Annotated in this window: 9 protein-coding genes; all 9 read right to left on the bottom strand. The window is 69.0% G+C overall.

What is annotated here, in order from left to right; all coding sequences use genetic code 11:
• A partial coding sequence (locus E1161_RS05045) for a hypothetical protein (protein WP_207920107.1) occupies window positions 1–1,281 on the bottom strand: 1,281 nt, incomplete at its 3' end.
• Between the two features lie 4 nt (window positions 1,282–1,285).
• Window positions 1,286–1,444 (bottom strand): DUF6760 family protein, encoded by a 159-nt coding sequence (locus tag E1161_RS27035; RefSeq protein ID WP_165939690.1) that lies wholly within the window; start codon window positions 1,442–1,444, stop codon window positions 1,286–1,288.
• Window positions 1,441–1,896: a hypothetical protein gene (locus tag E1161_RS05040; protein ID WP_132620048.1), complete on the bottom strand. Its 456-nt coding sequence runs from the start codon at window positions 1,894–1,896 to the stop codon at window positions 1,441–1,443. Before E1161_RS05040 ends, E1161_RS27035 begins: the two co-directional genes overlap by 4 nt.
• Entirely contained in the window at window positions 1,893–2,333 is a 441-nt protein-coding gene (locus E1161_RS05035) for a phage tail protein (RefSeq protein WP_132620046.1), read from the bottom strand. Before E1161_RS05035 ends, E1161_RS05040 begins: the two co-directional genes overlap by 4 nt.
• 27 nt (window positions 2,334–2,360) lie before the next feature.
• Window positions 2,361–3,872 (bottom strand): phage tail sheath family protein, encoded by a 1,512-nt coding sequence (locus E1161_RS05030; RefSeq protein WP_132620044.1) that lies wholly within the window; start codon window positions 3,870–3,872, stop codon window positions 2,361–2,363.
• 164 nt (window positions 3,873–4,036) lie between these two features.
• Window positions 4,037–5,353, bottom strand: coding sequence for an eCIS core domain-containing protein (locus E1161_RS05025; protein WP_235874793.1), 1,317 nt, complete (start codon window positions 5,351–5,353; stop codon window positions 4,037–4,039).
• Window positions 5,354–5,567: 214 nt separating this feature from the next.
• Window positions 5,568–7,610, bottom strand: a complete 2,043-nt coding sequence (locus E1161_RS05020) for an ATP-binding protein (protein WP_132620040.1) — start codon at window positions 7,608–7,610, stop codon at window positions 5,568–5,570.
• Window positions 7,607–8,281, bottom strand: a complete 675-nt coding sequence (locus tag E1161_RS05015) for a DUF4255 domain-containing protein (RefSeq protein ID WP_132620038.1) — start codon at window positions 8,279–8,281, stop codon at window positions 7,607–7,609. Before E1161_RS05015 ends, E1161_RS05020 begins: the two co-directional genes overlap by 4 nt.
• The gene (locus E1161_RS05010) at window positions 8,278–11,313 is read right to left on the bottom strand and encodes a hypothetical protein (protein ID WP_235874792.1); all 3,036 of its coding nucleotides are present in this window, start codon (window positions 11,311–11,313) and stop codon (window positions 8,278–8,280) included. Before E1161_RS05010 ends, E1161_RS05015 begins: the two co-directional genes overlap by 4 nt.
• Window positions 11,314–11,354: the final 41 nt, after the last annotated feature.

Below are 11,354 nucleotides of genomic sequence, written 5' to 3'. Positions count from 1 at the left end.
TTGCGGAGGTGCGGGGGTGAGCCTGCGGTCAGCCGGGGTGGGGACGACGGCATGCGGGCTCGGGCTGTTCCCGGTGGTCGGAACGCGGTTCACGACCTCCGGCCGGACGAGCCGCTGCACCACATCTCCGGGGGGTGAAGTGGGCTCGACTGTCTTATGGGGACGGTGGGGAACAGGTGCGTCCTGTTGCGAAGCAGGGGAATTCGTTCCGGGGCGCGCCATCGCCGAGGGGTGCTCGCGCTGCACGACGGGTCGTTCACCCGACGGCGGCGCGGCTCCGGCGGTGATCGGCCGGCCGGACTCGTCGCTCGAAGCAGGGGCGGCGGACTCCGGTAGCTGCGAGATCGGCGGTCCGATCCCCAGCCGAGGCCGCGTATCGCGCGGAGTACCACCAGAATCCGGGGCGACCGAACGCTGAACCACGGGAGAACGGGCGTGGCCGGTCTCCCGGTCCTGCGACGGCATGGCATCCGACCTCGTCTCGGGCCGGGCGACCTCGCCGTGGTCGCGGGACGCGCGGTTGACCACGGTCGGACGGTCGTGGTCGGTGTCCCGGCCTCCCGGCGGTGCTGCGCTGGCCCGCCCGTCCTCTCGCCGGTCGACCACGGGAGGCGTGACGTCGTGATCGACGCTGGGGACGACGACGGCGCTGGGCGGGAGGTCCCGCAGCGGCGCAGCCGCGGCCGATCGGCCGGCGATTCTGCGCTGCACGACGGTCCCCGCACCCACCTCCGACGACGTGGAGGAAGGACTCTCCGGGCTCGGGGACTGTGCAGGAGCAGGTTCGGAGGAGGTCTGCGGGCGGATCGCGCGCACCGCTCGCGGCGCGATCGGTCGTGGCAGGCGAGCGACGGTCAACGGCGGCGATGTCCGCCGAGGCCGCACCCGAGGAACAACCGGATTCACCACACCCGAAGATGATTCGTCCGAACGCGAAGGCGGTTCGTCGCTCTGCGCCGTGGACCGCACCGGCAACTCCGCGCCCGCCGAGCGCTGCACCGGGACTCCGACGGTCGAGCCGAGCAACCCGTGCACCACACCGGACGGCGCCCCCGGGTCGAGGAGGTGGCCCAGCTCCGTCATGACGCCGTGGTCGCGGTACGAGGCGACCGCGTCGCGGAACTGCCGGCCACCGGTCACGTCGCAGGCATCGCGCTGCAGCACCCCGATGTCCTGCGCAGCCCGCCGCCAACCACCGTCCCAGCCGGGAGCGGTGACCGGGGGAGCGGGGTTGTCGTCGCGGCTGCTCGCACGTCGGCGGAAGAGATCCAGCAGGCCCACCGGCTCATCCCCCCTCGTTCATCCTGGTGTTGATGTGCGCGATCTCGCGCACCCAGCGTCGGCGTTCGTGGTGGTCGAGATCGAGGATCTCGTCCCGCGTCCAGTGGAAGTGGTAGGCGACGTACGCGACCTCCGCGTGCAGCCGTTCCGGTGCGTACGTCACGATTCCCCCAGGCGACCACCTGCCAGGTCGATCTCGAAGGCGGTGTCGCAGGACGGGCAGGTGACCCCGGCGCGGGTGTGCCCCTCGCTGTTGATCCGCCGGTAGAAGTCCTGGAGGAAGGCGACGTCGGTGGCGTACATGTTCTCCACCACGCCCGCGTGCACGTCGGTGATGTCGCCGAGCCTGGTGATCACCTGCCCGAGCAGCACCACGCTGAGGTACGCCGGGTTCTCCTTGACCCGCACGTCGATCTGCGGGCGCAGCTCGTCCTTCGCGGTGGCCAGCCGCATCCGGCCGTGCCGATTGACCGTTCCGTCGCTGTGCACGTAGCCACGGGGCAGTTCGAACTCGAACTCGTCGTGCTGAGGTGCGGGCGCGTCCGGTGCTTCGGAAACCCGGTTCTTGCCCGCGACGTCATCGAGCTCGCCCAGCGAGGTGATGCGACGCCTCATTCGACTTCGATCCGCTCGAAGACGATGGTCACCTGCTCGGTGGCCGCGCTGGACTCACCGGCGCTGAAACCCGGGCCCTCCCACTTGCTGACCCACGCGTCGTAGAGCTGCATGCGCCGGACGGATTCGCCCTTGGTGTCCTGGATCTCGATGGTGAGGTTCTCCCGCGCGCTCTCGACGTCGCCGTCCAGCAGCGTCTTCTGGATCCACTTGGTGAATTCGGTGCTCTTGTCCAGGCCGCGGGTGATGGTCACTTCGCCGCCCTTCTGACCGCCGGGCTGCTTCTTGGTGAACAGCTCGCCGGTCGGAGTGACCTGCTGGGTCTCGACCACGTCCTGCTCGACGGTGAGACCGCTGACCTCCTTGACCGATTCCACGGTGACTCCACCGAGTTGCACGCCGAACCGGTGGGTGGAGAGAGTGTCGCCCTGCGCCATGTCCCGTTGCCTTCCGTGCGGTGGGAATTACTCGTTGACCAGGCTGGTGCTGTCGGAGAACTGCGAGAGCCGGAAGATCACGAACTCGGCGGGTTTGACCGGGGCGACCCCGATCTCGCACACCACCTGTCCGAGGTCGATCGATTCCTGCGGGTTGTTCTCCCGGTCGCACTTGACGAAGAACGCCTCTTCGGCAGTGCGGCCGAACAGCGCGCCGTCCCGCCAGGACTGGTGAAGGAAGGCGCTGATGTTGCGCCGGATGCTCGACCACAGCCGGTCGTCGTTCGGCTCGAAGACCACCCACTGGGTGCCGATCAGGATCGACTCCTCCAGGTAGTTGAACAGGCGGCGGACGTTGAGGTAGCGCCACGCCGGGTCCGACGACAGCGTTCGCGCGCCCCAGATCCGGATCCCGCGCCCGGCGAACGCGCGGACGCAGTTCACGCCGATGGGGTTGAGCAGATCCTGCTCGCCCTTGCTCAGATTGGTCTCCAGGTCCACTGCACCGCGGATGACCTCGTTGGCGGGAGCCTTGTGCACACCGCGTTCGGTGTCGCTGCGCGCCCACACCCCGGCGACGTGACCGCTCGGCGGCACCATGGTGTTGCGCCCGCTGGTGGGGTCGAACACCTTGATCCACGGGTAGTACAGCGTCGCGTACTTCGAGTCGTAGCCGGCCTGGTCCATCCGCCAGTCCCGCACCTGCAACGCGTTGAGCCCGGGCGGCGGGTCGAGGACCGCGACCCGGTCGCCCATCTGCTCGCAGTGCGAGACCGACGCCAGCTGCACCGTTCTCACGCCCTCGGCGTCGATCAGCCCGCGCTGGTGGGCGCTCATCAGGTCGGGAACGCAGACCATGGTGATCTCGTCGATGGTCTCCAGCCCGCCGAACCCGGTGCGCGCGGCGAGATCCCCGACGTACTCCTGGGCGTCGAGCTTGGCCGGTGCGGGCGCGCGCGGCGGCGCGGCGACCGACACCGACTGGTTGTCGGGCCTGCTCAGGGTCCCCGAGGGCTCGGTGATCTCGATGAGCTTGGACCGCTCGCGCACTTGTGCGACGACGTAGCTCTTGACGTTCTTCTTGGTCGAGACGTCGAAGCTCTCCGCGACCTTGCCGTCCTGCTTGACCAGCAACCGAAACCGGTCCTCCGGCGGGTTCTCACCCTCGGCATCGACGACTTCCACGGTGATGCCCGATCCAGCACCAAGCAGCGCCGACACCCGCAGATCACCGAGCTGCGTCGGCTGAGGCGCCGCGACGGGCGCGGCCTCGGCGGAAGGACCGCCGATCCGCACGATGTAGGCGGAACCGCCGCCGTTGGCGAAGTAACCGTAGACCGAGTGCGCGAGGTACCCGTCGCCGAACCCGCCGAAGGTCTGCGTGAACTGGCTCCAGTTCGTCACCAGCGTCGGCTCGTGCAACGGCCCCTGCGACGCGAACCCGACGAAGGCGGCAACCGCGGTCCCGACACCTTCGATGGGCCGGGCCCCGTTCTGGACCTCCTCGACGTAAACGCCAGGGGACAGGTACGACGGCATGTTCGCTCCTTCGCCTGCAGACGGTGATGTGTTGAGCTTTGTTGCGTCGCTGCGTGTCGACACAGGTCCTCGCGGTCACTGCTGGGGGCAACGCCTGTGTCTTCCGGGGCAAGTGCGGCGCGCCGCTCAAAGGCGCGTCGCCGGAGATTCCACTCATTTACCTGCTAGGACGTCGTCGAATTCCTGGAAAGGTAATCCGTGTGTACCCGCGCGCTCGTCGGAGTGGCCATCTTCTTCTCATCCGATCCGCTGCCCTTAACTTCGACCCCCGGTTCCCATGGAGTACGGCAGGTGAACAGAAGTAGTTGGGCATAGTCTTTCAAGGCTGGAGTTCGATCTACGATCTCTGCGACATTTGGTGGCTTCTCCGTCGTCACGTATCCCTGTTGTTCGTCGAGGAACACCGCGACGTCGCAGCTTTTGGTAAGCTCGGAGAGTCGTTTAAAGTCATCTTTTCCTAGGTCTCCAAGGTGTGGCCTGGCCATCAGCGAAGGGGCCTTTTTGGTCGGTTCAATTTTGGCTTCGTTCATTGCATTCGGCAATTTCGAGTAGACGGCGTTGTCGCCGGTGCGCAGCCAGCTCTTGCCCTGTTCAACAATGAATCCGTAGCTCCTCGCGGTATCGGTGTCGACGGATTCCGCATCCTCGTATCCATGTGATGCCCAGGCAAGCATATTACCCGGGTCTTGTGGGTCTTCTCCCTCTCGTTTCTTGTGCAGCAAGGCTACTACACCGCGGCCGACTCCTTCGATGTCGTAAAATACCGGGTTCGCCTCAACGTCGCCGAACTGTGCAACAGTTTCCTGGTAGGCACCAAGTGCCCGTTCGCGGAATTTTTCAATAGGCTCTTCTTGGGGGCGTGTGTCTGGTTCTGCGAGGGTTTCTGGTGTAATATTGCTTCTGTGCAGCAGGCTGACTGCGGTCTCGACCGTCATTTTTTTCCAATCGTTCGACGTTTCTTCCGCTATACGTTTTAACTGATTGTGTAGCTTGAGTCTTTCTCGTGGGGTTCCCTCTTTTCCGCCGGACCATTTGAGGTACAGGTCTTTGCGATCTTTGTCTCCGACGCGCTGGACGGGAGTTCCTGTCGCATCGCTTGCATTCGACGTGGGGTGATCCTGCCCCTTCGGGGTGGGTTCCGGGGAGCTCAGTGCTTTTCTCGCGTTTGACTCGGCGGCGCGCTCGAATTCGTCGCTCGGGTCCGAAACGCTCAGGCCTGCTCCGTTGTCGGTGCCGGCGACAGGCCCCTGACGTTGCTGGATGACGTGGCTCAGCTCGTGGGCGAGGGTATGTCTGTCGGCGCCGCCGTCGCCGATGACGATATGATTTCCGGAGGTGTAGGCGCGAGCGCCGATTTCGGCTGCCGAGGCTCGCGCCGCACCGTCGTTGTGGACACGGACATCAGAGAAGTCGGCGCCTAGGCGGGATTCCATCTCTGCGCGGGTTGCTTCTTCCATGGGTTTCCCGTTGGTGCGCAGCACATCGTGGACCTTTGAGCGTTGCACTGTGGCCGAGGGATCGTGCTGCCAGTCGTGAAGGTATTGGGATGCTGCGGCGTTGCCGATACTGCGTTGTAGCGCGAGGATCGCGGCTGGAGAACGATCTCCGGGGTGAGGTGCGAATGTGTCCGTATTCGGGGTGTGTGCGGTGAATTGGTCTTCGTTGGGTTTACTGCCAGTGCCTCGGGCACGCATGTCAGCCGTTCCCTTCGGTTCGACGGTGTGGGGTGACACAGGGTTCCTTGTTCTCGTTGGACACGTGATGGAACTCCCCGTCCAGCACCAGCCTCCCCAATTTGTCGTATTCCTGGCGCACCGCTGTGAGCAGTTGTGCCATGCCCACCGGCTCGCCGCTCTCGGCGGCCAGGTAGGCCGCTGTGATGGCGCAGGAGCGAATTGAACCGCCTGCCAACTCGAAGCGGTCGGCGCAGAAAGCCAGGTCGAGGTCTTCGGCGCGGGGGAGGGCTACGCCGAGGCAACGCTCCCAGAGTGCTCGGCGTTGGGTGGCGTCGGGCATGGGGAAGTCGGCTATGACGTCCAGACGGCGGGTGAAGGCTTCGTCGAGGTTGGCTCGGAGGTTGGTGGTGAGGATGGCGATGCCGTTGAAGGTTTCCATGCGCTGCAGCAGGTAGGCCGATTCGATGTTGGCGTAGCGGTCGTGGGCGTCTTGGACGGCTGAGCGCTTGCCGAAGATGGCGTCGGCTTCGTCGAAGAGGAGGACTCCGTTGACGCCTGCTGCTGCGGTGAAGATTCGCTCCAGGTTCTTCTCCGTCTCGCCGACGTACTTGTCGACCACTGTGGACAGATCCACGACGTAGAGGTCCATGCCGAGGTCGGCGGCGACGACCTCCGCCGACATGGTCTTGCCCGTTCCCGACTCGCCCGCGAACAGTGCGATGACGCCGCGTCCGCGTCCGCCGCCGGGGCGCATTCGCCAGTCGCCGAGGACTCGGTCGCGGTGGCGGGCGCGCATCGACAGTTCGGTCAGCTGTCTGTGCGTGGGGTCGGGAAGTACAAGGTCGTCCCAGGTCACGGCTGGGGTGATGTGGCGGGCCAGGCGGTCCAGGCCAGCTCCGTTCTGGGCTCGCGCGCCCGCTCGCAGGTCGTCGGCGTTGACCGGGCGGGAGTCGAACGCGGCGAGCTGCGCGGCGACCGACGCCGCGCGGCCGACCGCCTCGGTGTCGAGCTGGTAGCTCCCCACGGCCTCGGACAGCGCGTCCTCGGGCATCTCGGCCGAGACGGCGGTCAGGGCTCGCCGCCACTCCTGCGTCCGTTCCGCTGCGTTCGGGGGTGCGACGCGGATCGACACCGGTGCCCGCTGGGACCACGCCGGGTCCCAGCTGCCGGAGCCGTGCAGCAGCAGTGGGACGCGCTCTGCTGCGCGGACGAGGTCCCGCAGCAGGCGGGCTCGTTCCGGGCGAGCGGGTTCGAGATTCTCCAGCGGTCCCAGCGTGATTCCGGCGCGGAGCAGGGCTGCTTCCCGGACGAGCACCGGCACGGAGTCCGGTTCGAGGTATGCGATGTCGATGACGAGCGCTGCCCGGCCGCTGACCGAAAGGGCATCCAGCGCGACCCGCGAGGCACCCTCCGCGCCGTGGAGGTGGACCAGCCGCACGCCGGAGTCCAGAGCCGCCCCGATCCGCTTGGCCAGCGCTCCCGGTGAGCCGGGATCGCCGCGCACCAGGCGACCGGCGGCGGGTTCGTCGTGACCGAGCAGGTGCGCCACCACCCGGTCCGGAACCCGGAGCGCGCGCGAGAGCGCCGGACGTTCGGGCTCCTGCACTTCCAGCAGTCCCCCGGCGACCAGCGGAGCGGTTGCGCTGAACCGGAACCGGGCGTCGCCCGCCGACGGCATCCCGCACAGGTCCAGCGCCAGGCCGGTGGTCGCGCGACGGCGGGTCACGTCGTCGTTGAGGTAGCCGTAGAGCGGTTCGAACCGGACGTCGACGTCCGGAGCCAGCGCCACCAGCAGCAGCTCGACGTCCAGCTCGGTGAGGCCGAAGTCCTCGGCCAGGCGCTGCAGCCTGGGACCGGGATCGGCCGAGGGGAGGCCGTCGCCGGACCAGGACTTCGCAGGCGTGGCCAGGATGCGCTCGACGTGCTCCGGAGTGAGGTAGAGACCGCGGTGCGGGTCGTCCGGGTGCGGGTCGGTGGCCCGCCGGGCGGCGACCGCCGACCGGACGCGCTGCTCGACCTGGCCCAGCCGAGCCCACAGGTGGTGCAGGTCCTCGGCCGTCACGAGACGGGGCCTCGGCGACGCCGCTTCGGCTCCGGGCGAGGCCGGGCAGGAGCGAACGCCTCGCCCTCCGCGCCGGACTCGTCGTAGCGCAACCGCCGCGCCGCATCCTCCGTAGCGCGCAGCACCACGCCCTCGGTGACCGGTGGCCCGGCCGGGGTCAGATCCCCGGACAACGGGGCCGTGACCTGCAGGTTGATCGACGGTTTGAGCTGCCCGCCCAGCGCCGACCACACATCGGCGGCCGAGCGGCCTTCGGCCATCGACCCGCCCGCCTCGAACGCCACCGTCAGCCCGAGCTCCGCGAGCGTGCCGGTCAGCCACTGCTCCGCCAGGGCGTCGTGGTGCACGACGCAGCGCAGCACCTCGGAGAGCAGCCGGTGCTCGTCCTGCGGCCGGTTCGTCCACACCGTCACCAGGTAGGCGAGGTGGAACCAGTGCGGTGGCGACCGCCAGCCGGTCACCGCGCCGGTGTCGTCGCGCTGCTCGAACCGGCCGCCCTGCCGCAGTCCCGGATCCTCCCTGATGTCGTAGAGGAACACGCTGATGGTGGGGGCGTTGCGCTTCGCCGCCCAGTCCGTGGTGGGCGCCTCGAAACCGAGCTCCACCCCGGCGCCGGGCAGGTCGTGCTCCGCCAGCAGCAGCCGCAGCGCCTCGTCGACCTCGTGGATCATCGCGGCCCCACCATCCCGGGCGGCGTGATGGCGGGACGGACGACGAGGAACCGCGCGGTGACCGGGCTGAACCCGGGACCGGACGCGGTGATGGTGCGCGGCCCGGTCTCGTCCTTGGGCAGGATCAGCAGCTGCGCCGCGAACCGCCCGTCCGGTCCGGGCAGCGTCGGCGCTGCCGAGGCGGTGATGCCGGGCGACCACTCCAGCCGCACGGGATCACCGGGCGGGAAGTCGAATCCGCGCACCGAGGTCACGAACCCGGGCTCGCCGACCTCGGGAACCGAGACGATCCGGGGTTGCAGCACGCGGTAGGGCCTGGTGGCGCGGTTGTCGGCAGGATCGGAGTCCGACCCGCGAGTCCGCACCGTCGCCGCGATCTCCGACATCAGAGCAGCGCGGGGAGCCAGCACGACTCGCTGGTCGACCACGCCACCGGGCGGAAGGTCGGGCAGCGCGCATCGTCCACCGCCGCAGTCCGGCGGCAGGCTCTCCACCGGAACACCCGGAGGCAGCGCGATGTCCAGCTCCAACCCGCTCGCCGGGGCCTGGCCACCGTTGCGAACCGTGAAGATCACCTCGGTACGACTGCCCACATAGGACGGATCGGGCGCGGCGGTCATCGCGACACCGGGGTTGGCTTGCAGCGGCGGCGGTTCCGGGCGCACAGGCACGACCGTCCGGGAGCTGTTGTCGCCCGGCCGGCTGTCCCGCACCGAACCGGTGGCGGTCCAGGTCAACGGGTGATCACCTGCGGCCTCGCCCACGAGTTCTGCGGTGACCTCGACGGAATCCCCCGGCTCCAGCACACCGAGGTCGCACCGCGCGCCCTCGCAGCCGCCCTGGTCGGTGCGCAACCGGGTCAGCTCTAGACCCGGTGGCACGTCGAGGGTCGCGGCCGTGCTCGCCGAGGTCGCCGGGCCGTTGTTGCGCACCGTCCCCGTGACGTGCGCGGACCTGCCGACCTGGACCTGGTTCGCCGACGGCGGCGCGGTCATGGTCAGGTCGACCGCGGTCTGCCAGCTGGGTTCCTTCTGGCGTCCCGGCAGCCGGTCGCTGAGCGAGGTCAGCTCGCCCGTCGCCGGGTCCAAGATCGACAGGTGCTCGGGAACGTTGTTGTTGCTGTTCGAGCGCCGGGAGAGCACCAGCCGCTTCCCGTCCGGCGACCAGGTGGCATCCCTCGGCTGGTAGGTCCCCGAACCCTCCGGCCGGTCCGGGATGTCGACGCAGCTGCTCTGCCCCCGGGGCAGCAGCACCTCGCACCGGTTGCCGTCGAGGTGGATCCGGTAGAGGCCGTCGTTCTCCCGGTTGAACACGATGCTGCGCCCATCAGGCGCGAACACGGGGCTGTCGTCGACGACCTCGCACTGGCAGATCGTCTCGCTCAGGTCCTGCTGCCCGCCGAGGTCGTCGGCGCGGGCCAGCCAGATGTGGTTGCGGCGCTGGTCGTCCGGCACGTCGGCGACCCGGCCGCGGCTGAACGAGAAGCGCCGGCCGTCCGGCGACCACGCGGGCTGGGTGTCGTCCAGATTTGGATCCGGGTTCGCCAGCCGCTTGGTCACCCGGCCGGTGTCGACGTCCACGACGACGATCCGGCTCCTGCCGCGCTCGGCCGCCGGGTCCATCGCGCCCGGCGATCTCCGCGCCACCGCGACCTCCTCGCCGTCCGGCGACCACGCGACGTCGGACTCCCAATCGCCGGACTGCCGGTCGGCGATCGGCAGCCGCCGGGGGTTGGAACCATCGGAGCCCACCAGCCAGATCCGCTGCACGCGCTGCCCGCCGACGTCCTCGAACCGGCTGATCGCGATCTGGGTGCCGTCGGGGGAGTACGCCTGCCGCTCCGTCCAGGGGTCGTAGCCCGGGGACGGGGTGAACACCAGGCGCGAGTCCCGGAACGCGTTGGGGTCCTCGGTGAGCGCGTCGACGCCCAGATCCCGCGGATCGACGCCGTCCGGCCGGATGTCCTGCAGCCGTGCGGTGTTCCGCAGCGACGCGGTGGTGCGGGCGACCACGAGGCGCCCGATCCCGCCGCCGGTGAACCAGGTCGGGGAATCGACGTGGCGGTCCTCGGAGAGCATCCGCGTCGCGGGCAGCGACACCGGCGCCGTCGTGGCGTCGACCTGGAACACCTGATCCCACCCGTCCTGCCCGGGGGACGGGTCGGGGTGGGAGGGGCTGAGGAACAGCAGCCGCCTGCCGTCCGGGAACCACCGGGGTTCCCGGGTCCGCCACCCGGGATCGTCCGCGAACAGCGGTGTCCCGACCCCGGTGCCGTCGAGGACGCGCACGCTGCGCTCCGCGTTGTCGTCAGGGGTACCGGAGGCGTAGAGGGTGTAGGCGATCCGGTTCTGGTCCACCGGGTTCCACGACGGTTCGACCGCGGCGCCGGTCGGTTCGTCGGTCAGCCTCCGCAGAGCGCCCCCGGAGACGGGCTGGTCGTAGATCTCCCACTGCCCGTTCGCGTCGCACGCGTAGGCGAGGCGCGTCCCGTCCGGGGAGAACGTCGGATGCGTCTCGTTGCTCGCGGTGTCGGAGAGCCGGTGGGCCCGGCTGCCGTCGGTGCGCACGAGCCAGATGGCTCGCTGCCCGTTCGCCTCCGCCGAGTCGAACGCCACCCACCGCAGGTCGGGCGAGAGCTCCGGGTTCGCAGCGTCGAGCCCCCGGGTGAGCCGCCGCACCTCGCCGTCGGCCTGACGCAGGTAGACCTGCGGAGTCCGCTCGTCCCGCAGGCTGGTGAACACCATCAGCCCGTCGCGCGCGGACACGTCCTGGTCGAAGTGCTGCTGAGGCTCGTCGAACAGCGGCTGAGCCGTGCCCTGACCGGGCAGGCCGGTCGCGGTGATCCCCAGGCTGCGGTGCTCGGTACCGGCGAAGGCGATGCGGCTCGGCGGCTGCGCGGCCACCGGTGGAGGCGCGGTCTGCGCAGCGGTCGTCGGGAGGCTGATCACCCCGCACAGCAGGAGGAACACGCCGAGCAGGACGATTCCCAAGCGGGTCGAGCCGCGCCGGAACCCCGGCACACTGCCGATCACGATTGACCTCCACCCCAGGCGATCGATACCTCCCGCAGCCT

The sequence above is a fragment of the Saccharopolyspora aridisoli genome, from assembly GCF_004348445.1.
Lineage (GTDB): Bacteria > Actinomycetota > Actinomycetes > Mycobacteriales > Pseudonocardiaceae > Saccharopolyspora > Saccharopolyspora aridisoli.
Note: the sequence above shows the minus strand (reverse complement) of the source record. Positions and strands in the feature narration are given on the sequence as shown.

Excerpts from the sequence above, each read along its gene's own strand:
- E1161_RS05030 (WP_132620044.1), bottom strand. The coding sequence starts at position 3,872 with ATGCCGTCGTACCTGTCCCCTGGCGTTTACGTCGAGGAGGTCCAGAAC.
- E1161_RS05035 (WP_132620046.1), bottom strand. The coding sequence starts at position 2,333 with ATGGCGCAGGGCGACACTCTCTCCACCCACCGGTTCGGCGTGCAACTC.
- E1161_RS05040 (WP_132620048.1), bottom strand. The coding sequence starts at position 1,896 with ATGAGGCGTCGCATCACCTCGCTGGGCGAGCTCGATGACGTCGCGGGC.
- E1161_RS05015 (WP_132620038.1), bottom strand. The coding sequence starts at position 8,281 with ATGATCCACGAGGTCGACGAGGCGCTGCGGCTGCTGCTGGCGGAGCAC.